This window comes from Pseudoalteromonas citrea (assembly GCF_000238375.3).
Taxonomy (GTDB): Bacteria; Pseudomonadota; Gammaproteobacteria; order Enterobacterales; family Alteromonadaceae; genus Pseudoalteromonas; species Pseudoalteromonas citrea.
The window spans coordinates 95,663-119,502 of the sequence record NZ_AHBZ03000027.1 but is presented as its reverse complement, the minus strand read 5'-3'; the positions used below and the strand labels follow the sequence as shown (position 1 = coordinate 119,502).

Annotated in this window: 16 protein-coding genes; 5 read left to right on the top strand and 11 right to left on the bottom strand. The window is 41.2% G+C overall.

What is annotated here, in order from left to right; translation table 11 throughout:
- The first annotated feature begins 31 nt into the window (after positions 1–31).
- Complete coding sequence (locus tag PCIT_RS18730) at positions 32–1,783, top strand: DUF4153 domain-containing protein (RefSeq protein WP_010367360.1); 1,752 nt, start codon at positions 32–34, stop codon at positions 1,781–1,783.
- A gap of 233 nt (positions 1,784–2,016) precedes the next feature.
- The gene (locus PCIT_RS18725; RefSeq protein ID WP_010367359.1) at positions 2,017–2,493 is read left to right on the top strand and encodes a hypothetical protein; all 477 of its coding nucleotides are present in this window, start codon (positions 2,017–2,019) and stop codon (positions 2,491–2,493) included.
- Here PCIT_RS18725 and PCIT_RS18720 read toward each other — a convergent pair.
- The 3 genes from PCIT_RS18720 to PCIT_RS18710 form a co-directional block, all read right to left on the bottom strand.
- Positions 2,490–3,704: an anhydro-N-acetylmuramic acid kinase gene (locus PCIT_RS18720; RefSeq protein WP_010367358.1), complete on the bottom strand. Its 1,215-nt coding sequence runs from the start codon at positions 3,702–3,704 to the stop codon at positions 2,490–2,492. The genes PCIT_RS18725 and PCIT_RS18720 overlap by 4 nt on opposite strands.
- A gap of 9 nt (positions 3,705–3,713) precedes the next feature.
- Positions 3,714–4,130 carry a hypothetical protein gene (locus PCIT_RS18715; RefSeq protein WP_010367356.1) on the bottom strand — a complete coding sequence of 139 codons (417 nt, stop codon included), beginning with the start codon at positions 4,128–4,130 and terminating at the stop codon, positions 3,714–3,716.
- A gap of 85 nt (positions 4,131–4,215) precedes the next feature.
- Positions 4,216–6,162, bottom strand: a complete 1,947-nt coding sequence (locus tag PCIT_RS18710; protein WP_040697237.1) for a RecQ family ATP-dependent DNA helicase — start codon at positions 6,160–6,162, stop codon at positions 4,216–4,218.
- A gap of 151 nt (positions 6,163–6,313) precedes the next feature.
- Between PCIT_RS18710 and PCIT_RS18705 the strand changes: the two genes are divergently transcribed.
- Complete coding sequence (locus PCIT_RS18705) at positions 6,314–7,831, top strand: phospholipase effector Tle1 domain-containing protein (protein WP_010367351.1); 1,518 nt, start codon at positions 6,314–6,316, stop codon at positions 7,829–7,831.
- A gap of 92 nt (positions 7,832–7,923) precedes the next feature.
- On the opposite strand, the gene PCIT_RS18700 is transcribed toward PCIT_RS18705, so the two are convergent.
- The 7 genes from PCIT_RS18700 to PCIT_RS18670 form a co-directional block, all read right to left on the bottom strand.
- Positions 7,924–8,604 (bottom strand): substrate-binding periplasmic protein, encoded by a 681-nt coding sequence (locus PCIT_RS18700; RefSeq protein ID WP_238348042.1) that lies wholly within the window; start codon positions 8,602–8,604, stop codon positions 7,924–7,926.
- 257 nt (positions 8,605–8,861) lie between these two features.
- Complete coding sequence (locus tag PCIT_RS18695) at positions 8,862–11,324, bottom strand: glycosyl hydrolase family 18 protein (RefSeq protein ID WP_010367347.1); 2,463 nt, start codon at positions 11,322–11,324, stop codon at positions 8,862–8,864.
- Positions 11,325–11,439: 115 nt separating this feature from the next.
- Complete coding sequence (locus PCIT_RS18690) at positions 11,440–12,876, bottom strand: lytic polysaccharide monooxygenase (protein WP_010367339.1); 1,437 nt, start codon at positions 12,874–12,876, stop codon at positions 11,440–11,442.
- A gap of 49 nt (positions 12,877–12,925) precedes the next feature.
- Positions 12,926–16,069 (bottom strand): glycosyl hydrolase family 18 protein, encoded by a 3,144-nt coding sequence (locus tag PCIT_RS18685; RefSeq protein ID WP_010367337.1) that lies wholly within the window; start codon positions 16,067–16,069, stop codon positions 12,926–12,928.
- 713 nt (positions 16,070–16,782) lie between these two features.
- Positions 16,783–17,754 carry a sensor histidine kinase gene (locus PCIT_RS18680; RefSeq protein WP_010367336.1) on the bottom strand — a complete coding sequence of 324 codons (972 nt, stop codon included), beginning with the start codon at positions 17,752–17,754 and terminating at the stop codon, positions 16,783–16,785.
- Positions 17,751–18,302 carry a heme NO-binding domain-containing protein gene (locus PCIT_RS18675; RefSeq protein ID WP_010367334.1) on the bottom strand — a complete coding sequence of 184 codons (552 nt, stop codon included), beginning with the start codon at positions 18,300–18,302 and terminating at the stop codon, positions 17,751–17,753. Before PCIT_RS18675 ends, PCIT_RS18680 begins: the two co-directional genes overlap by 4 nt.
- Positions 18,299–19,435 (bottom strand): HDOD domain-containing protein, encoded by a 1,137-nt coding sequence (locus tag PCIT_RS18670; RefSeq protein WP_010367333.1) that lies wholly within the window; start codon positions 19,433–19,435, stop codon positions 18,299–18,301. Before PCIT_RS18670 ends, PCIT_RS18675 begins: the two co-directional genes overlap by 4 nt.
- A gap of 92 nt (positions 19,436–19,527) precedes the next feature.
- Between PCIT_RS18670 and nosR the strand changes: the two genes are divergently transcribed.
- On the top strand, positions 19,528–20,850 hold the full coding sequence (gene nosR, locus PCIT_RS18665) for a response regulator c-di-GMP phosphodiesterase, NosR family (protein WP_010367332.1): 1,323 nt from the start codon (positions 19,528–19,530) through the stop codon (positions 20,848–20,850).
- On the opposite strand, the gene PCIT_RS18660 is transcribed toward nosR, so the two are convergent.
- Positions 20,847–22,397 (bottom strand): methyl-accepting chemotaxis protein, encoded by a 1,551-nt coding sequence (locus PCIT_RS18660; RefSeq protein ID WP_010367331.1) that lies wholly within the window; start codon positions 22,395–22,397, stop codon positions 20,847–20,849. The two genes, nosR and PCIT_RS18660, sit on opposite strands and share 4 nt — an antisense overlap.
- A 337-nt stretch (positions 22,398–22,734) precedes the next feature.
- Here PCIT_RS18660 and hemH point away from each other — a divergent pair, with 337 nt between their 5' ends.
- Entirely contained in the window at positions 22,735–23,754 is a 1,020-nt protein-coding gene (hemH, locus tag PCIT_RS18655) for a ferrochelatase (RefSeq protein WP_010367330.1), read from the top strand.
- Positions 23,755–23,840 lie beyond the last annotated feature (86 nt).

Sequence of the window (23,840 nt, the reverse complement as noted above, 5' to 3'; positions counted from 1 at the left end):
AATAAGAAATAAGATAAAACAAGGATTGTGTATGATATCAAATCATTCTGAACTCACAAAAATACAATACAAAAGCTTACTCTTTGTTGCTTTACTGCAAGGGCTTGCTCTTCTTCTATTACATCAAGCCCTTGAATTTAAATGGGCCATAGCAGAGTCATCGGCTACTCTATTTGCCTGCTACTCTATCGCCATCATTTTGCCTATTCTGAGCATTTATGGGATAAGCCAAAAAACAACCAGTAAGTACTACTGGTTTATAGGTCTATTTTCGCTATTTTTCGCTGCGTTAGGTGCTTACACAGGAAGTCAGATCGTCAGTTTAAGTAGTGAATCTCTTGGCATGTACAGCTTTACGTATGGTCTCGTTATGACGGTAGCCGTATTTAAAGTACTTCTGTTCAGCCAAGCCCTGAGTAACCACTCTGATCAGTGGTATATTGATTACAACCTGCTTATCCAACGTGCTTGCCACTTATTCATCACCCTCTTTTTTGCCGCATTATTTACCCTCGCAATGTGGCTAATCTTAATACTATGGGCTGAATTATTTGCAGCTATCAATATCACATTATTCCAACGTCTGTTTTATGAACCGTGGTTTTTCTATCCAATGCTGACTTTGAGCCACACCCTTGGCGTGCTTAAAGTAAGAGACAATGCCAATGTGGTCAATACTGTAAATCGGTTGATTCAAGTTTTGTCGTTGGCATTGTTACCGCTTCTAGTCATGCTAAGTTCTCTCTTTTTAGTTGCATTACTTTTCCAAGGTATGCAACCAATTTGGGACAATGGCGGTAGTGCGCTGATATTTACCTTACTCATCGCCATTTTACTTACCCTCAATACCGCGCTACAAAGCGACGAAGGTCAATTACTGAAGCACCATTGGACACAGATTGCTTTAACGCTCGGGGTTATATTACTGCCAGTGTACGTTGCGATAAGTGGTTATGGGCTATACCAAAGAATTGAGCAATACGGGCTATCTGTAGATCGCTTATGGGCGATCTTAATTTGGGTATTTGTGGCAGCTTATTTCATCTGTTATAGCGCCGCGATTATCAAATATAGAGTTAAGTGGTATGCACATTTAGGTAATATCAATACTAAACTGGGGCTAACCTTAGTCGCGGCTCTTTTAGCGACTCAGTCTCCCTTGTTAGATTTCAGAAAACTGTCAGTATCTAGCCAACTAGCCCATATTAACTCTGGTCATATCGATATTAACGATGTCGATTTAGACTACTTTGCCTTTAACTTAGGGCGTCCAGGAAATGAAGCACTAAAGCAGCTCCAACAAGAATATGGTAGCACTAACCCTGCGCTCAATACGCGTATTGACGCCGTACTAAAGCGTGTTGTAAACCCCTATGGCAACCCCGATATTGAACAACTAGATGTAACAACTTTGCTGCAACCCAATGCATATTTATCTATCGAACAGCTTCCTCTGCCACTGCTCAGTAGGATTCAAAACTATGCTAAACATACCAACACGCAGCTTTTTAACAGTAAAAAACTGGATATTGTCGCCATTGACCTCCACGGAGATATAGGAAAAGAATACCTTTTGATCGCACATTTTGAGTATTACTTTGAATATGTTTTATTTTATCAGCTCGACGGGGAGTGGTTGGAAAAAAGCATGGATATAACACACAACGCAAACCCATTTATAGAAAAACAAGTGATCAATGCACTTATTGAACAGCAGTACTCAACCCAAGAACCCAAGTTTAAAGACATTGTTGTCAATGGGGAAACGATGCAAGTTAGGTGAGCATCATATTCACCTGTTTTACCACTAAGCCCTGACGGGGTGTTCACTATGTGCCATGCAAAATATTCCTGCTTGGCACATTATTCATGACTCATTTCACTTAAAAACAAGCTAGAACTTGCATAAATAGCTGTTCATGGTGTTCACAAAGCATTATTGCACTTAAAGTCATAAAAATGTCATGTTGACGATCAATAATACAGCGATTAAATATTAAGAGACCTACTTACGTCATGAACCACCCGCCTCTGAGGCTTAGTTTTGCTGCGCGTTCCTTAGATGAACATACACATATAGAAACAATGCAGTACGATACATTAGCACTAGAATATCAAGCTTCAGGTATTTACATTAAATGTATATTGCCCAATGACGCAATTTCAGGTGATAGTATCTCTTTGTCTGCAACTTCTGTAACAGGTCGCGATGCGAGTTTTAGTGCTGAAGTAACTTTAACTAAAAATGCAGTAGATACTGGGTATGTTGAGGTATGCTTAACAGGCTATGGTTCAAGTGGTGAGTACGTATTACAACTGAATTTATTGGGTATTTATAACACTATAAAAAATACCGCAGAGTTTAATGCGCAAATACATAATCCGCTCAACATAAAAACGCCTGTTCAAACGCCTTTTTTTGGCCGTGTATGGGCCAAAACAGCAAAGCGACATGCCGCAAGTGTGCTGACCTCATTGCTTTCAGTCTTTTAATCCGGAAAGCTTATTTTGCCCATCGTGATCGGGTTACTTTGATTGCTTTCACCTTTTACTGAGGCACTGTCGCCTACCAGTGTTTCATTGGCTAATATAGCGAATAACACCGCTTCTTTTGCATCAGGGTTTATGCCCAACGCTTGACTGCTCATCACGTTGCAGCTACTTGAAAGCTGTGACTCAACCTGCGCCATTAATAACGTATTATGATATCCCCCACCACTGACATATACATTCACTGGCTCATTGCCCGTCAGTATACAAGAAGATAATAAGGTAATGTGTTCTACAATTACCTTCGCGCTAAAGCTATTTAATGTCGCCATCACATCATTGTGCGATAAATGTTCGGTGTTACTGTCTGTTTGAGCTTGACTTAATAATGCCAAATTAAATACTTCTGGCCCTGTGGTTTTTGGCATATCACGTTTGATAAAGGCCACAGCCATTAAGCTTTCGAGTAACGCTTCACTTACTTTGCCTGCATTTGCAATGTCACCATTTTGATCATAATCCACTTGAAAGTGACGCTGCATATAGGCGTCCATAATCGTATTTCCAGCGCCTATGTCTGAGCATAATACGTCTGAAAACGAACAGTTTTTAGGTAAATACGTAAGATTGGCGATCCCACCAATATTAAGTAAAAGACGATGTTCTTTTTTGCTACTGAAGTAATAATAATCACCATAATGCGCAAGCGGTGCGCCTTCTCCACCCGCGGCAATATGCTTCTGTCTAAAATCAGATAAAGTGGTAATGTGTGTCATAACAGCAATATGATCTGCATCGGCGATTTGCAATGTACCATTGCCAAATTCACTATATTCATGTTGATGTGCAGGACAGTGATATATCGTTTGTCCATGGCTGGCAATCACATCAACCTCTTGAGCTTTCACGTCCCATCGTGCCAATGTATCAACAATCAGCTGGCCATGATAGGTACCTAACCATCCATTAAGCAGCGTCAAGTATTCTAAGTCGACCTGCGATTTTGCAAAGACCCGCCTTATTTTTTCTTTAACCTGTTCAGGATATTCACAGGTAGTAAATTGCAATACCTCCACTTCAGTCGCGGTGCCACATCCTTTAATGTTACACAAAGCGATATCTAAGCCATCAAGTGACGTGCCACTCATTAACCCCATGATCAAACGGCTTTCTTTTTCTGCGCTTTCAACCAATCTTTTTATATGATGATGCATAAACTGTTATCATTCACTTTCTGAGGTATACAAACTGACAATCGGATAATCAAACGTGCCAAACTCGAGTTTAATCGTTGTTTGCTCATGACCCGCTAACTTTATTCTAGTGTCAGGTAAATTACCAAATACCCGTGTGCCATCAGCGATAATTGCCACAATATGTTTGGTATCAAAAATTCTCTGTCCTGATGCCATATTCTTGATCACTATTAAAGCCGCTCTATCACCAGCCTGAGTGCTCATAGGCATTGCTCGAATAATGCTAAAATCGCTTGGTTTGGGATATACTCGGGCATCATTTTCAAACGTATTAGCGGGCATTAACGTTTGTATTGTATCAAAATTGTATACATCGTTTTCAGCAACGACGTTACCTGCAGCAAATATTAACGTCAGCCAAAAAGAAAAAGTCAAAAGTTTCATAGTGCTCCATATCATAAGTACATTGAGTAACGAGGCATATTACCCAGCGTCAGCTGAATAAAGCCTGATTTATCCCTGTTTATTATTAGCTTGCAAGCCCAAGCTGACGAATTTTATCGGTGACCACAGTGTACCGATGCCCTTCACAACATGCAAAACCAGGCAGCTGCTTCAATTTATACTTGGTGAATAAAGGGGTAGTCACGCCCGTTAAAAACCGCAGTATGGTATCAGAGCTGACCGACTGTGCGCCATTTTGCAAATGCTTTTGTAAACCAAATACAACTGTGCGTATATGATCATCCGTAGGCAATGTACGTTTAGTGCTTTCAACTAAGGTTGCAACTGCGCCATGACAGACACTGCAATGACCACACGCCTCTGGTACATTCGTATCATCAAAGTACTTTGCCAAGTTAGCACTTAAGCAACGGTCTAACTCAAAAAACCGGATCATCGCGCCGATACGCCTTAGCTCACTTTGCTCTTTTGACTTAAAATAGCCATAGAGTTGCTCAACCAGAGCTGACTGCTCAAGCAATGCCATATTGACGTCATAAACCTGCATCACACGTTTACTTTCTAGCTCAACCAGACCTTGTTCATGTAAATAATCAAGCGCAGAAACCACTCTTTCTCTATTAACGCCCTGTGCAACTAATGCAGAAATATCGACTGTTCCCCATACTTTCTTAAATTGTATAGCTGCAAACACTTGTTGTAAAAACTGTTGCCGCTCAGGGTTAAACTTTGCATAAATCTTCTGCTCGCTATGCAATAACTTAATACGGAAATCAGCATAATAGGCATATTGAGCAGTCAGTACGCCTTGCATTTCTAATTGCACTAATAACGTTTTTAACGCCAATACACGGATATTACTGGTCTTCGATAATGCCAACTCTTGCATATCCCAACGGCCATTTTGTTGCTCTGCACTAATAGTATCAATAACCGTTTGTACTCCAGACAGCTCAGGCGTATCGCCGTAAACAAAATTTTCAACAGTGGCGATACCATCAAGGTTAGCTAAAACAGTGCATCGTGATGGCGCGCCATCTCTGCCTGCTCGCCCTATTTCTTGGCTATAGTTTTCAATTGACTTAGGTAAATCAAAATGAATGACAAACCGAATATCAGACTTATCTACGCCCATGCCAAAAGCAATGGTGGCGACAACAACTTGCTGCTGATTTTGCATAAACGCTTTTTGCACATTCTGCCTTGTTTCATCACCTAACCCTGCATGATAGGCAGCCGCTTTGATCCCTGCGGCTTGCAGCTGCTTTGCGACGTGTTCGGCTTGTTGCTGCAATGTGACGTACACAATCCCAGCTCCAGACTGTTCTTTTATTGAACGCACCAAGTAAGGTATTTTTTCGTCTTCAGTTTGCGCAAGTACATTAATATCTAAATTCGAACGATAAAAGCCGGTTTGAACAATGTGTGCTGGCTCTATATGGAACTTTTCCGCCATATCATTTTTTACTTTTTTGGTCGCTGTTGCCGTTAAAAGTAAAACAAGCGGAATATTTAATGCGCGTCGATAGTCTGGTAACTTTAAGTAATCGGGTCGAAAATTATGGCCCCACTCTGAAATACAGTGCGCTTCGTCTACCACCATCATCGACACTGGAACTTGCTTTATAAATTCTCGAAAGCGTTCATTTTTGAACCGCTCAACTGACACCATTAAGATTTTGATCTCGCCTTTTCTTATGCCTTGCATAACTGCTTGGCTTTGCAATTTTGACTGAGTCGAGTCTAAGCTGGCCGCTGCTATGCCCTTTCGTTGTAAAAAGTCTATTTGGTCTTGCATTAATGCCAATAAAGGGGATACCACTAATGTAAGATTTGGTAAGTGTAGTGCAGTTAATTGATAGCAAAGAGACTTACCTGAGCCCGTCGGGAATATGGCTAAAGACGATTTTTCTGCGAGTAATTGGGTAATTGTTTGTTGCTGCCCAGTTCGAAAAGTGGCAAATCCAAAATGTTGCGATAAGCTTTGAAGCAGTTGCTGCTCATGCACCATAAAAGTGGTCTCAATATATTCAATAAAGTGACTTAAAAATATCACATTTTTGCACTCTAATGTGCACTATCTGATGATGTCGTAAAAGTTTTATGTAGCAGTCAGCTTTTTATAAGTTGAACTCGATTTGAAACCAACTCAGAGGTTCATAATGTCTAATAATACCGCGTCCAAAACGTTAATTTTTAATTTTGACGGCACATCAAGTGAGCCTCGTGATTCCCGCCAATACAGTAGCGAGCACTTTAAAGAAGATATGGGGATTACCAATGTACTTAAACTCCACCTTATGCTCGGAGGTAAATTACATAGCCATGCACCACCCGTTACGGAGCAACAACAGTGCTTTTACTATTGCGGTATTGGCGACCAAGGCGGTGAGGTAAAAAAGCTGCTCAATCAGATACTCGCGCCGAATGATAAAGAAGTCGCAACCATTTTAACCAAAGCCATCAGTGATTTTAATTATCACTTTCAGCCTGGTGATAAAATACTTTTAATAGGATTTAGCCGCGGAGCCGCATTAGCACGGCGATTCGCGAAATGTTTAGAGCGCTATATTTCGCAAGATGTCTATTTATGTGTCTTTGATACCATCGCGTCCATCGGTTTTAGTAAAATAACCAAAGCTACCTGTGGCACAGAGCACGTTATTTTTGAAGACCATAATGCGGCTAGTAATGTGGCACAAGCTCTTCATTGCGTTAGTTTAGATGATAAGCGACGGGCATTTGAGCCAACCTTATTTAACTACGCTCAACATATCAAAGAAGTCTGGTTTGCCGGTTGTCATTCAGATATTGGAGGTGGGTTTTATCGCAGCGGATTATCAGACATTACTTTGCGTTATGCAATAGAATGGCTAATCAACCTTGATATCGGGTTAAAAATATATAATAAAGAGCATATTAACTTTCAGGCGTTACTCCCCTATGAAAGTACGCCATTAATTTGTGAAGAGGATGTCACGTTATGCCCAGACGTATTAGCACGTAGCTATCAACATGACTATTTTTGGCTCAATAGCAGTTTTAAGGTTATCAATCGCCAATGTACCGTATTGGAATACGATCAAGTTAGTCAGCGCCCACCGATTATTCACCACAGTGTTGCGCAACGGATCAACTCATTAAGCAGCTACCGCCCTGAATCATTAAAGTCAGTAACTCATATCATCGAAGACAATAACAATAACCATCTGACCTGCGTTGGTCTCCCCCCTCATTTAGCACTTACCAATCAACACATCACTATTTTACAAACAGGTGAAAAAGTCACTGTCAAAGTATTCGCTTCACAAAAATACAACACGACAGGTGTCATGTTGGAAAAAGGAGCAACATACAGGTTTAGCACACAAGAAGAGGCCATTTGGTATGATAATGGTCATCCAACAAACATTAAAGGGTGGAATAGAGCAAAGCAAACGATAGGTGTAAAACGCCATGCTATAGAGTTATTTTTACCATATAAGCGCGCCACAAATGCACAATGGTTCGCACTCATAGGCTGTATAGAGCACAATGATGATACTGCATTTTTAATCACCAATACGTGCGAAGTCAGAATTAACCACTCTGGTGAATTTACTCCGTTTGCTAATGATATAAATAAAGACTATCAGCAAAATAGCGGGAGTATTGACCTGACGATCACCCGACTTGGATAAAAAACAATGAAATAGCTTACTCGTCAACAGGCTTTTTTATGGTGGTAACCCTTTAATAAATAATTACTTTATGGGGGCTCGTATTAATCGGGCTAAGGCTCACCTTTTATCCAATCAGTATACTTTGCTTCAATACGGCGTAGTTCAGCGTTTAACGATTTAATGGCAGTATTAATTTTGCGTACTTTGTCATAATCAAAACTCTGTCTGTTCAGCATAAAATGTATTGCGTTGTCATTTACCACATAGTCATGTAGCACGATATCTTTATAGCCTAGTAAGCGCTTAAAGTATAAACCACTGATTTCATCTTCAATCAAGAAGTCTACGCGTCCACGTTTTACTAGTTCCATACGCTGGGTCACACTCGCCACTTCAAAAAACCGTTGTTTATACCATTTTATTGTCAATATTTGAGCGAGCTCTTCGCCGTAGTATGCCCCAGGGTTCGCAGTAAAGGTATATTTTGCAGCGAATAACTCTGTAAGGTTAGTAATCGGCGCAGTAACCTGATGCGTAAATAGCCGCATTCTCTCTCGGCGATAGCCTTTACTAAAATGGGCAATTTCAGCACGCTCTTTATTGTAACTCGCAGAAGGTAAAACATCGATTTCACCTTTTTGCAATTCTGCAATACCACGCGCCGAAGAAGGGAGTTTGACAAATTCAATACAAAACCCGGCGTGTAAAAATACTGCTTTTGATATCTCAACATCTAATCCAGAGTAATTCATCTCATCATACATGACATAGGGCGGCCAAAGTGTTCCCACCCCAACCTTATACGTCGTCGTGCATTGTGTATTGCCCCAGCCGTAAAAACTCAAGAAAAGAGCACAAAAAGTAAATAGTTTCAGAACTAACAACCTAAAAATAAAGTAAATACATAGTCATTATGGATTACTAAGCCAATAAAAACAAAGGCGCCAAAGGCGCCTTTAATCAATTAATATGTAACTGTTACTCTACACTCGACTTGGCCCGTCCTTGGGTCAATCAAATCCTATTGATATCAAATCTCATGTGCCAGTTATAGTGCTTTCCACACTTGTGCTTTACCCGGCTCTTCACCGCGTGTCCACCATTTAGCTTGGTAAGTCACCCCACCATAAACACATGTGTCACCGCCAACATATACTTTATCAGCTTGCCATGTATCACCGCCTGCCGCTTTGTCAGTCACAGTCACATCAAATGTTTGTGATGCAGATGCTTGACCATCTGATACAGATACTGACACTTGATACGTTTTATCAGTAGTTACTTCACCTGCAGACAATGTAACATTTGCACCTGTACCCGACACTGTTAATCCTGCAGGTACCGTCCAGTTATAGGTTAATGCATCGTTATCTGCATCAGAAGCAGAAGCGGCGACAGACACACTTGCCAACTCTTCAAGCGTTACATTAGCAATAGGTGCTAAAACAGGCGCAGTATTTGAACCAGCAACTTTGGCTGTTACCACAACATTGCGAGTTACTTGGCCTTTACCATCAGATACGGTTACTGAAAGTGCATATTGCGTATCAACTGTAACTGCTGGCACAGCCACAGATACTGACGCTGAATTCGCATTGGTTAGTACTAAAGCCGCATCACCAGCCCAGCTGTAGCTCAGTGGGTCGCGATCTGCATCTGTTGCGCTTGCACTCACCACTGCAGAGGCACCTGCTTCGATGGTTACCTGACTATCCACAGTGACTACTGGTAAACGATTGGTGGGAACACCACCAGCTAAACCATCATGCATTGCATTAAGAATATCGCCATTGTCCGCATCAATTTCCCAAGAGAACAAACCACCTAAGTTATGCGTATTAACATAAGCCCCTTTGGCTTTCACTGAGCGAGGTGTATCAAATGTCAACAACTTACCGCTGCTTCTATTCCATGCATATCCACCCTCAGCTTGCTCGTCATAACCTACTTCATAGCCGTTAATACCTGTGCCACTTGCACCAATTAGGTTAGCGACAACGCCTTTATAATCCATGATGCCAGCTTCCCAAACGCCTTGCGCTTTTGAACCTGTAAACTTACCGTTACCCGGTGCTGTCATTGGGTTACCTGAAATAGTCGTATTGGCATCAAATACCCCTTCCCAACCACGACCATACATTGCCGCACCAACGACGATTTTCTTAGAATTAACGCCTTGTTGTAGTAATAGCTGAATCGCATTATCCGTAGTATAGGCTGGCCCTTTGCGCGGCTCGCCGTTATCATCAAGACCTGTGCCGTTACATTCGTCAGTACTTAAATGAGAACCACAATATAACGCCGTTTGATGACCTGTTACATTATTCCAACCACCGTAAAAGTCATACGTCATCGCAAAGATATAATCCATGTACTGCGAAGCGGCTTGATAATCTACGTCTTCAATTTTGTCATAACCAGCACCAATTGCCGATGTTAACTCATACGTGCGTCCTGTTTCAGCTTCTAATCCATCCAACATCGCACGTAACTCTTGCATCAAAGCAACATAAGCAGGACCATCTTTGACCGGATCACCAAGGTTACCATTTGGGCCACCGCCACCAGGGAATTCCCAGTCAATGTCTACACCATCATAGAATTTCCACGTTTTTAAGAACTTTTTCATCGATGCAACGAACGTGTCACGATTGGCTTTTTCTGTAAAACCATGAAATGGGTCTGATAGCGTCCAACCACCTACAGACGGCAGTATCTTCAAATCAGGGTAACGCTGTTTGAGGGCCATTAACTGTGAATAGGTACCACGAATTGGGTCTTTTGAGTCAACACCTGGTAACGCTTTTTGCACTGCTGCCCACGGGTCATGAATAACCACTTCATAATCAGCTGAGCCGCCACATGCTTTTTGTAATGCACGCCAGCTATTGCCATTTTCTATTTCTTTTAATGATTCATTTGCACCACAGATCGGAATAAAGCCATAAAGAATGTGTGATAAGTTTTGCGCTGGCACTTGTGTAACATCAAAGTCACGTCCATAAATTCCCCATTCAACAAAATAAGTACCGGTTACCATTCCTGGTTTAGTACCATAGTTTTTATTGTTAGGATCTACATTCATAGGTAATGGCGCTAAATGGCCGCCGTCTGTATCGGCAATCACTATCGGCTTGCCAGCACTTCTCGCACACGTTGTGCCTTCACATAGTTCCAAGTAAACGTTGTGGCGACCTGACTTCGAATAAGGGAAAGTCACCACTCCACTTTTAGTCCCAGCTGGAAGCGTACCTTCATTGACTAGCATGTCGTCAAAGTAAACTTTATAGCCATCACCCCCTGCGCCACTCCAAGCATTCCATTTGAGTTCAACAGTGACAACGTCTTTCGCCGTAACAATATCCTTATATGACCCATTGCCATCGAGGTTAACCTCAACGAATGAATACTGCTGTGGTTTCCAATCCAGGCTTGGTGTAGATGGCGCTGCCATTACTGCACCTGAAGCCAACGCGAGACCAATTAGGGCCGTTAGTTGCTTTAGTTTCATTACTTTTCAACCTTCTTTACATGTTGTATCCAACCAATAGGGTGGATGATTGTTGTTGTACTACTAAATTAAACCGAATTAAGTACTTGTTTTTACTGGCAATTATTTGCATATACTATAATTTCTTCCAAACTTGCGCGGTACCGGGCTCCTCACCTACATTCCACCATTTAGCCTGATAATTGATATTCTCATGAGCCACTTTGTCACCGGCAACATAAGTCTTACTCGCACTCCAAGCCGGCAACTGTGGTATACCTGTGCTTTTAACTGTGACCGGCACAACTGCAGACGTGCTCAATTCACCATCTGATACAGTTACCGTAATTGAATAGCTCGTATCACCGTCAACGACTGGCGCAGTCACATCAATCGTGGCACCAGTGCCGGTAAATGTGAGTGGACTTGGAACTTGCCATTGGTAAATTAAAGCTTGTTGTTCGTCGTCAAAAGCATGTACATGCAATTTAGCCGTTGTGCTTTCGTCTAGTATAAAAGGGTCTGGTTTATGAATTTTAGGGGCTGTATTTGGTGCTTGAACTTGAATCGAGAGGTTATAAGTATAATTAGCATTGCTAACAAACACCTCATTTGACAACACATTTTGCCCGTCAAACACAATATTTCCATTGGCTTGACGAACACCTACTTGAACTGTATTGGCATGGTCTAAATTTAGTTCATCCGCTAACAACTGCTGCCATGAAGCCTCATTTTGCGGCGTGATTTTTATCGACTTACTCACAATCTCCTTGCCTGTACCATCGAAAACACGCGCCCAAACTGTGTCTGTTGCTTTGGCATTTTGACCTTGCTTAACGAAATACCCAGCACTTGTCCACGTAACAGGACCTGAATCGCGTACAATCGTTACATCACTACAGTTATAAAACCCTTCACCCACAACATCATTGCGTTGCCAGCGAGTATATAAAATTGCATCACCAACGCGGTCTTGCGGAATTGACACTTTCATTTCATAAAAGCGTTTACCATCAGGGTCTTTAACAAAGTCAACATTGCCAACTTCTGTCACTAACTCAACATCCTGCCAACCCAATGTATCTACACTAGGGTTAAACGTTGGCTTACTTATATAAAATTTCCAAAAACTCGGGTTGTGAGGTGTTGTTGCTCTAAATCTTATGGCCAACTCATTTTGTGCATTGGGCGTGACTTCTGTTCTTTGCCAATGCTCAGATGGTAGATTCATACCACGCTTTTCATGAGAACCTGCAGCGCATAAAGTGCCATTTGGAATGTTCTTTTCTACCGCGGCTTGGTTGTTATAATCGGGTGTATTCGCAGCAAATTCATGCTCCTGAATAAACTGCACATGTCCAGACTCTAAAAATGCTGCTCGACACGCCAAGTTTGGAATGTTTGAACCATCATCAGGCCACCAATAGCCTCCTTGGGCCTGACAAATAGCTTGCCTTGCTTTGGGGAATTCCATAAAACCATGTGCCATAACCGTTTGGCTTAGCACGCTCAGCGCAATTGCACCGAGGCCTATACCCGCTTGTGATACTCTTTTATCTTGCTTGTTCATAATCATTCCTTTTTATAGGGCAGCTAGGCTGCCCTATAATAGTTGAAGCTTATAAATTACAGACTTTTGTATAATCACCGCTTGATTCAGGTGCTTTATTTGACCACCACTTAGCCTTATAAACCTTTGTGCCTTGGATTATCAAATCTCCTGCAGCTGCGTGTGTGGACTGCGGAAATGCCGGGTACACTGAAATATCAGCAATTGGCACACCTTCACAGCTCGTTACTGGGCCACCGTTGCCATTACCTGGTTTTGCAGCTGGAAGCTTCGGGTATTCGAACTTAAATGCATAACGCTTTCCGTCCTTTTCTGCTACAAAATTAGCTGGGCCTGTGATTGGGTTGTAATACATGACCTGTGCATTTACGCTTTCACCTGGTGCAAACGACTTAGGCACACTGCCCCATTCATTTACTAATGTGATTGAGAAACGATGGAACTCATTTTCGAATCCGCCAATATTGTTGCCAGCCGTATTTGATCCATTAACGTCAACTGCCATTTTCAGCTTTTCTTGGGCATTCCAATTAGATTTGAAAATAGCAGAGGTTGATACCGGCACATCGAACGAAATCTTCGCACCGCTTAAATCAATACCTGAGTTATTGGTAAATACAAATGTTGGCGCTATTGGGTAATTATCATCGCCTGTAGGGAAGTCTTTTGCTGTAAATGTGACATCAACAGACTCTGCAGGTACCGCAAATGTAGGGTCACCATTATGAACGTCGTATGCAACACCGCTTTGATTGAACTTGTTATAAGCCAATGAGGTCATGCTTGAACCCATGAAGTACTCACCTTTCGCAGCATCGTAATCATAGTCACCAGCAAGTTCCCAGAACATGATCCCACCAAGGCCATTATTGATGACATAATCAACCTTCGTGCCCATAGACTCTTCATCTTCAATAGAGATGAATACATTCTTTTGTGCATTCCAAAGCCATGGTGCAACGGCGACAGAGTCATAATGACGAGTGTAGGTACCCGTGAGTACGTCTGTTGGGTCCGTGTCCGGTGTTAAACCATAAATACCTAAATAGCTTGGCGTGATCCCATTCTCTAAGTTTTTGGCATGCCATAGAGGGTTTGAACCCGCAGGTACTTCATAACCATTATCATTTTTGTCATGCCATAAGTTATCAATACCGACAGCGCCATCACCGCATTTGTTCTTCTCACCTACGCCCGTACCAGGTGCACAATCAGCTTGGTTTGCGAGCGCTGCTTGGCCCCATAAACCATTTGTGCCACCTTGTACATTTTGGAAACCACGTGTGTAGTATGGAAGCCCTATATTTATGCGTCCTGCTGATATTGCACCTCTGAAATAACGTACCGCCCAATCCGTATTAAGATAGCCAATACCTTCAAACTCTTTGGTCCCGTATACATTCCATTGTTTTAATTCTGAATCTAATCCCGTATCAAACAACGCGGCGTTGTGACCAACATGAGAGTTCCAAGCACCATGCAAGTCATATGACATAATATTCACGTAATCTAGGTACTTCGTTACTTGGAAAGTCTCCATACCGCGCAGTAAATAACCTGATGATGGGGATGCAATTGTTAACATATAATGCTTACCGTCAGCCTCACCCGCTTTATCGAGTACTTCACGTAAACGCTTCATCAATACTTGATATGATGCGTTCAAACCAGCGCGGCGAGCATTTGAGATAGGGAAGTCATCAGGGTGCCCCGAGTCTTTCATTGATGATGGATATTCATAATCAACATCAACGCCGTCAAATCCATATTTTTTAATAAAATCAACAGAGCTTTGTGCAAATGCTTCAATACCAGCGTGATTGACAGAACCATCAGCATTGGTCGTCATCGTGTAGAAGCCACCACTTTTAACTCGCTTACCATCACCACCAAAGAAACCACCTGTTTCAGCCCATCCACCAACAGAGATCAATGTTTTCACATCAGGGTGCTGTTTTTTGTATTTGTTTAATAGGTTAAAGTGACCTTTGTACGGCAAGCTTGGATCCAGTTCCGCACCAGCGACACCAGGCCATTCCATATTGGTTGCAGGGTTGCCTGGTGCGTTTGGATCACCAATTGATACTTTGTTTGCTGCATCAACATGGGCAAAAGCATAGTTAATATGTGTAATTTTATCCCAAGGAATATCATTGACTAGGTAGCTAGGCTGACCGTTAGCACCATTTCTCCAACTAGTGAAGTAACCTATCACCCTGCGAGGATGATCAGCTCCCATAACCTCACGGCCGTTTTCATCATAAATTGTACAGTAAGGCGTGTTCACACCTGGCGTTTGATAAAGACCCGCTGGTTGACAGGCATCGCGGTTGTTGCCTTGACCCGCATCTATCACGGTTAGCGTTTTACTTATCTCCCCAGTAGCGCCCTTATCATCGGTTACCGTTAACGTAAATGTTACAGAGCCTAATTGAGCAGCTTGCCATGTATGCGTAGTTGCAGATCCATTGCTTGATGCAACTTCAACACCATCCACAGCAAAGCTTAGCGCTGTTACTTGCCCATCACTATCACTACCAGACAAGTTAAACTCAACGCTTGAACCGACCACCAATTCACCGGGTAGACTAACTAACTCTAACGCTGCTACAGGTGCTTTATTAACAGGATCAACCACTTGCTTAACAATCACTTGATTGCTCAACATCGTTGACACCGCACCTTTGTCATCCGTGGCTTTCACTGAAATAACATGTGACCCCTCTTGCGCAGCCCACGTTCCATCAAACATATCTGCTGATGCTTGTGTATCGGTGGCAATGAGAACGTCATCAACATAAAAATCGACTTTAGCAACAGTACCATCTGCATCTGTCGCATTAACACTAATGGCAACGCTGTCATTAACGTTAAATTCAGTACCTGACGCGGGCGTCAACCCAGCAACAACTGGTGGAGTGTTTGTGACAGCGCTGTCACAAACACCCAATTTAATCCATTCCTGCCAAGGTTTTGAATGGGTTACAGGGTCAACTTTATTCCACCACTGTGATTCATAAGCTGAATCGGCTCTTTGTACAACCTCGCCCTTAACGTAAGCGGTATTTTCCTTCCACACAGGTACGCCAGTACAGTCATAAGGTAAATTTGACGCATTGCTTAAGCCTGTAAATAACCCTAATGAAATGGCACTGTACTTCAGTGCCGACTTGAACATTTTTTGAGTTCTCATGATTTCTCCAACCTTTACATGTAACTTTTGTTTAACAAATTAACATTAAAAGTAACACATAGCTCCAACCCGTCAACATGTCACAGTTCACTTTTTAATCAACAAAATACCACTAAGTAATGATAATTTCGTATTTTTACAGTTATCGGATGAGTAATATTCAGTCGTAGATAGTCATTACTGGTATGAATTTGACTCATCTTTAAGTTTACTAATATTTATTAATTAAATTATTAAAAACATTAACTTGGAAGGTGATATATTGAATTCATTACTAATAAAGACACTTTCGGATTAAATTAACTAATGAATGAGAAATAAGAACAGAAATAACCAAACGTTATAACTTATACCCTTAAGTTATTAAAATACCTATAATATTTACCAGAAACTTGATCAAGTACCAATAAACAGGTAATTAGCCTGTGATAATTAGAGTTATAACTTGGTGATTTTGAAATAAAATATTCTTTATTCAGTATTTTAATACCGAGAAACAAGCAAAATTGCCAACTTCGCTTAGCCTCTAGGCAGAATAATGGGGGAAACTATTCGAGCCAGAACGAGAACGTCTCGCCTGTTTTATGGATGAAAAAATTTAGTATTGAATTCGCGAAGTAATTATTAAGCCAAAGTAAGAAGTTATAAGGTGCATGATGTGGTGATTAAATCAAAATGAGGTGTAATACCGTTCACTACTAATCACGTTTACTTTACTCAAAGTTAGGATTAGGCTCTTTCACAATAGGGAGGCGACATCTGATCAGTGACCCTTTTCGTAACGTACTTTCTATATAAATATCTCCTCTATGTTCTTTCACTATACTATAGACGATTGCCATCCCCATCCCAGTCCCTTTACCAACCGGCTTAGTCGTATAAAAAGGTTCAAAGATTCGATCTATTGTTTCATCACTCATTCCTTCGCCATTGTCTTTTATTTCAATGTATATGTATTCAGGGTCTGCAGAGAGCTTGACTACTAGATGTGGATACTGCTCTGTCATTAAGTCACACGCATACTTTGCATTGAGTAATAGGTTTACAAACACCTGATTAATCGCAGATAAGTTACAGTAAGTAAGCGGCAACTCTTCTTTAATACACTCTACCTTGCTATTTTTTAACTGATTCGTTAATAGCTTTATCGCACCATCCAGAGACTCCGTCACATCTGACATCGCCATTAAATTGTTTTTTGGCCGTGCAAAACTCAGTAAATTAGTCACAATCGCACTTATTCTTTTAAGTCCTTCATGGGTATCATCTAATAACTCGTCTAAGTCTTCTAAAATAAACTCTAAGCTAAGCCCATTATCTAATTGAGTTATGGTCTCAATGACCTCTTGCTCTGGTACAGATTGTGACATCAGTTTTTGTGCTAATTGTAATAGCGAAACTAAAGTCGGTTTTAAATAGCCAATGCTTTCTAAATTACTGGTAACATAAGCTAGTGGGTTATTAATTTCATGCGCCACGCCTGCAGACAAAGTACCAAGGGTCGCCATCTTTTCTGTTTGCATTAAGACTGCTTGCTGGTTTTGCAATAACTCAATCTTTTCTTCTAGTGCTTGGTTTGCATTAAACAACGCTCTTGTTTTATCTTCAAGTAAGCGCTCAAGTTCATCTCTTGCGGCCTTTTCCCTTAAATACGCTTTTTCGTAGTTATGGCCTACTTCACTCATGCAGCCACCTTAATAAATCTTACTTCAATTGCACACTCATCAGCCCCTTTATGCATACACTCCACATGATCTAACGTCACATTCATATTATAGTGCGCAGCTGCGCCATAAATAAGTCCTTCTGCACACAAGCAAAGTTTACGGCTCGAATAATAGTGCATCAAGATGAACCCTTCTTCTATCACTTCACATCTTATTTTTGGTAAGTTTGGTTCTTGATATAACTTTGCAACTTCTACATGGATCACTGAGTCTATTCCCATAATTAACGACACAAATCCGTCAAACTCATCAACGATTGTGGGGTGGCGCTGCAATAAATAGCCAAATAAGTATTCACCAAACGCCCGTAACACATCCGTCATTGGGAGTTGCAATGCCACTGCAACATCTTGCGCCAGCCCGAATAACTCCTCATCAGGGTAACTTTGAGCAGATATATATACCCTATCATCAGGTGCGTTCTTTTCCAGTAGGGCTTCCCACGCAGCCATTCCACACTTTTCAATAACTAAAGATTCTAGCCCTCTAAAGATAACCCCTTTCATATATTACCCTTCTGAGTTTTTTGCCATTCAAAAAACCAGTCTTGAGTCGCCTGTAGTAAATTCAATCCCTCTAGTAACTCATAATCAACTGGTTCCAAATCAAATTCATCATTGTGGTACACATGTGCAACAACTTTATGAATTAGCGTTGGGCTGGTCCCATCGCCTAATGGTAATTCATCTATTAGTTGCGCTCTGACAATATCATGCTCAAAACCCCAAAGTGCCAATAAATAAGCAGTTAGTGCACTTTTTGATACTCGGGTATTGTCTTTACCTGATTGAACATAACAACTATATGTCAACTCCCCCACGCCACTGAGTAAGCCTGAAGCAAAAGACATTCGCTGAGCCTGAGTGTCTTTTCCCCATATTTGAGCTAGAGACTGGGCCATAGTTGCACGACTAAAGGCCTCCTTAATAATCTTATTCAGCTCATCTTGCTTTACTTGATTCAATAACTGCTGAGTCAAAGCACAGCAGACCACTATCGCTTTTAACCTTTCCTGACCTAAACGGATTAAAGCTTGTTTAAAGTCGTTAGTATGATGCGCAAAGCCCATATATGCTGAATTGGCGATTTGCAGTATTTTCCCCATTATTAGTGGGTCATGGCCTATCTGCTCAATTAACACTTTCATGTCTGGCTGGCCCTTGTCCATTTCGCGTAGCAAGTTTTGCGTGACTGTACTTAAATACGGGAGCTCATTAAGTTGCCCTAATACCGACTTCATTGACATGCTGATAGGCAAATCAGCTAACAGCTGAGTACTCTCTATCACTTCAATTAAATGAGCTGGAATAAACGGTTTCACCAAATGAAAATGGATAGTGTTATTAATTTGCCACTGGTAGTTATCTTTCAAGTCTCCCGTTAATAAACATCTGATGGCTGCTGGACATACTTCTTTTGCCCGATTCAGTAGGTCTGTACCAGAGACAACCGGCATCATTGAATCGCAAAAAATAACGTCGGGCATACCATTATTTTCGATACAGTTTATAAATTCTTCTGGGTACTGTAAACACACAACATTAGCCTGCCTATACATTCTACTTAACGTTCTCGAAAGCGCCCTTAAAAGCAGTTCGTCATCGTCAATTAACAATATATTTAGTTTGAATTCAGGCATTCATTACATCCGCAGCCACAAAGTATTTGTTTATACCTACAGCTTAGTCTAAATTTACCAACATACATACTCATCTAATGCGCTGTTTTTAAATGGAAGATTTTGAAGAGTTTACAAGTACACCGATACAAATAATGTGTTTAGACGATGAACCAAGTGTACTACGAGCTTTGGTTCGCTTACTCCGTCATCACAAATTACAAGCAATGCCTTTTACAGAAGGTGCAGAGGCCCTTGAGGCTCTGTCGAAGCAGGAATTTGCTCTCATAATTAGTGATATGCGGATGCCAAATATGAATGGTGCAGAGTTTTTAGAAAAGGCAAAAAAATTAGCCCCTGATACACAGCGAATATTACTTACTGGCTACTCAGATCTGATCTCGACAGTTAATGCTGTAAACCAAGGAGAAATTCACGCCTATGTTAAAAAGCCTTGGCAAAACCAACGACTGATTTACCTCATTGAACAAGGTGTAGAAAAATATAAACTCAAAAAGCATAACCAAGCTTTACAGAAACACGTGATCGAACAAAATAATCAACTCAAAGAGCTTAATGGTTCACTCGAACTGCTCGTTGAAAAAAGGACAAAACAAATTCGTCAAGTGCTCAAACAACTTGAAGCAGCCAACGAACATGAACGCAGTGATCACAAAGCAACAGTAGAATTGTTATATAACTTTATCAATGCGAATCCCAATTTAGACGCACAACTGGCAAAAAATATCGCAACCAGTTGCTTACAAATAGCAAAAGCTTTAAAGCTCAGTGATAAGCTAATCGAAATGGCAAATATGTCTGGGTATTTAGCACAAGTCGGCTTATTGGCCATGGACCCGGCTTTGTATAAAGTACCGACAACTCAACTAAACGAACAGCAACGAAAGTTATTTTACACCCACCCTGCCACTGCCCAATTAATGCTTATGCCAGCGCAACACCTTAGCGAAGTGGCTGAAGCCATATATCATCAGTTTGAAAAATATAACGGCAACGGTATTCCTAAAGGGCTAAAAGGCAACGATATCCCAATATGTGCCCATATTTTATCAGTCGCTAGAGACTATTGGCAAAACATAGAGTTAAGTCAAAAGCCAGATGAGCAAAGGCTTTCTGATGCGTTAGAACTGATAAAAATGTACAGTGGCAACTTTTACCACCCCAAGGTGGTACAAGCCTTTGAAGCAACACTTAACGATAAAGCAAACGTACAATCTGACAATGTACGCTCCATGGATATACTCACATCTAAGCAACTCAAACCAGGTATGGTCCTAGGGCTTGCTATTCACAGTCATAAAGGGATCATGTTGCTGCCAAAAGGCCATCAATTTAATGAAAAATCAATTGCCAAGTTACAGCAACTTGAAACTCAAAAGCCCACGCCGTTTAGAATAATGATAAAAGATGACTAACGCTTAAAACGAACAACTAATTCATACATATCATTGGCAACCACGGTTAAGTTCTGACTAACATGTTTTACTTTGTCAGCACTGTCTAAACTGGTATTTGCCAATGATGCTATATTCACTACTTGTTGATTAATATCATCAGAAACAGCTGCTTGCTCTTCTACAGACGTAGCGATTTGCATAGACATATCATTAATATTTTCAATTGCCCCATTAATTTTTTCTAACATATCTGTACTTTTTTCTAACTGCTCAATGCCAAACTGGGATTCACTTTGCCCACGCTGAGCAATCTCCACAGAATGTTGCGTACTTTGCGTTAGTTCATGAATGATGGTGTGAATTTCCTGTGTCGACTGCTGTGTGCGTTGCGCTAAATGCCTCACTTCATCGGCAACAACAGCAAACCCTCGACCTTGCTCTCCGGCACGTGCCGCTTCTATCGCGGCATTTAAAGCCAGTAGGTTCGTTTGCTCGGCAATTTGCTCTATAATTTGAGCAACATCTGCGATACGAGCAGTTTGCTTAGATACCCCTAATACCGAATCACGAATAAGACCGACTGTGCTACCTAGCTCTAAAATTGCCTTTTTTGTCACTTTTCCGACATCAGCGCTTTCATTGGCTAACTGCAGAGAGCTCAATGCCTCATTCGCCGTTGACTGAACATGACTTGATACATCATTAATTGTGGTGCTCATTTCATTCATTGCAGTCGCTACTTGCTCTGTTTCAAGCTGCTGCTGTTGCAACTTAGCATAAGACTCACTAGCCCCAACCAGTGAACTATCAGCCCCACGCGCCACTTCTTTTGCAGAGTTTTCAATTCGCGTGATCACCGTATCCAAATGCGCTTTCTCACTTAATAACCTCACTTGGATCTGCGCCATTTTACCTTCCCAAGTAGTATAAACCTGTGTTGCAACCTCATCACAAAAGCTATGGGATAACGAATCCTCTAACCGAGATAACTGCTCATTATCCCGCCATAGATTGTAACTACTTAAGCCTAAGCAATTCATAACAAGCCAAATGAACGCTGCACTTTGTGATAAATAAAACCAGATAAGAATTGCGGATAAAACCATAAAAACAGGCCAAATAGCTCTTAGCTTTGGCAGTTTATAGGGAGTTTTATTACCAGCGTTAATCGACGAATATAAAGCTTGAGCACGTTCAACCATTGCACGTTCAGGCAAGGTGCGAACTGATTCATAACCAATTACCCTGCCATTTTCTGTAACCGGTGTTACATAGGCATCAACCCAGTAAAAATCACCATTCTTACACCTGTTCTTCACCAACCCCATCCACGCTTTTCCCGCTTTTAGTTGCTTCCACATGGTTTCGAAAGCAAGTGCAGGCATATCCGGGTGCCTCACAAGATTATGAGGTTGACCAATTAATTCTTCACGCATAAAACCACTGACTGAAACAAATGCTTCATTACAATCAACAATATTCCCCTGTAAATCAGTCACGGAAATGAGCTTTGTATGCTTATCAAAAGTTTGCTCTGTATTTGTGATAGGTTGATTCAGACGCATAAATCCCCTTTAAGGCTAAAAACAATAACAACGTATCTTTAAATTCATTATTGTGACGACGCAGCAGCACTAAAAATATGATATGAAATACGAAAAAGAGTCGAGAAATTACGTGTATCACAGATAGCATGCAAGGCCGACAAGGTGAAATGTTTCGAAAATAAGACTAAAGAATGAATAATCTATTGCCATTTTATATAATTCATTAGAATAGATCCACTTTTCAGTGACGTACGTACTAATAATCTTGTAAAATTATAAATAGGTCAGGTGATTTAGTTCACTGATCTACTACACTCTCAAATCTGCATTAATAATATGCTTTAAGGAGCTATGCGTGTCCCGTTTTTCGGCTATAACAGACAATCCGCACGACCAACGATTCAATCAAAAAACAGGGATCTTAGTCACCAATTTAGGCAGTCCTGACGCGCCTACGGCAAAAGCACTGCGAGTTTATTTGGCTGAATTTTTATCAGACCCTCGTATCGTGGAAATCCCACGACTAATATGGCTAATGATACTCCATGGTATTATCCTTCGGGTACGACCAAAAAAGTCAGCGAAAGCTTATGCGTCAATTTGGACCGACAATGGCTCACCTTTAGTGCATACCACACAGCAGCAGGCTGATAAATTATCACAACTTATTAAATCTATGGGTTACGAGAATACAGAAGTCGTTATGGCAATGCGATACGGAAACCCATCGATTGAATCTGGGCTAGAAGCCCTGCGTGATAAAGGCTTGACTCGAATAATTGTTTTACCATTATATCCGCAATACTCAAGTCCTACGACAGGCTCTACATTTGACGCAGTTGCATCCGTGCTCAAAAAGTGGCGGTGGGTACCTGAGTTGCACTTCATCAACGGGTATCACAAAACACCTAAATATATCACTGCGCTTGCGGCATCCATTGCAGAAAATCTCAAAGAACATGGTACCCCTGAAAAAATCGTATTTTCATATCATGGTATGCCAAAACAATTTTTAACCAATGGCGACCCGTATCATTGCCTGTGCCACCAAACCACCAATCTAGTGGTCAAAGAACTGGGCATTGATAAAGATCTGGTCATCACCACTTTCCAAAGTCGCTTTGGTAAAGCGGAGTGGCTCAAGCCCTATACTGATGCCACTCTAACTGACTTCCCTAAGCAAGGTATTAAAAATATCGCGATTGTAAGCCCGGCATTTAGCGCTGATTGCCTAGAAACTCTCGAAGAGTTAGAAGAAGAAAACCGCGAGATTTTTGAGCACGCGGGCGGCGAGCAATACCGCTATATTCCCGCTTTAAACGAAAGAGACGACCACATCGACGCACTTTATGACGTAGTGAAAACATTATTGTAAAACTGTAAACAAATACTGCGCGTCAAAAGGCGCGCAGCTCTACTTAATTAGCCTTTTCTCACTTTACTGTGTATAACAACACAACA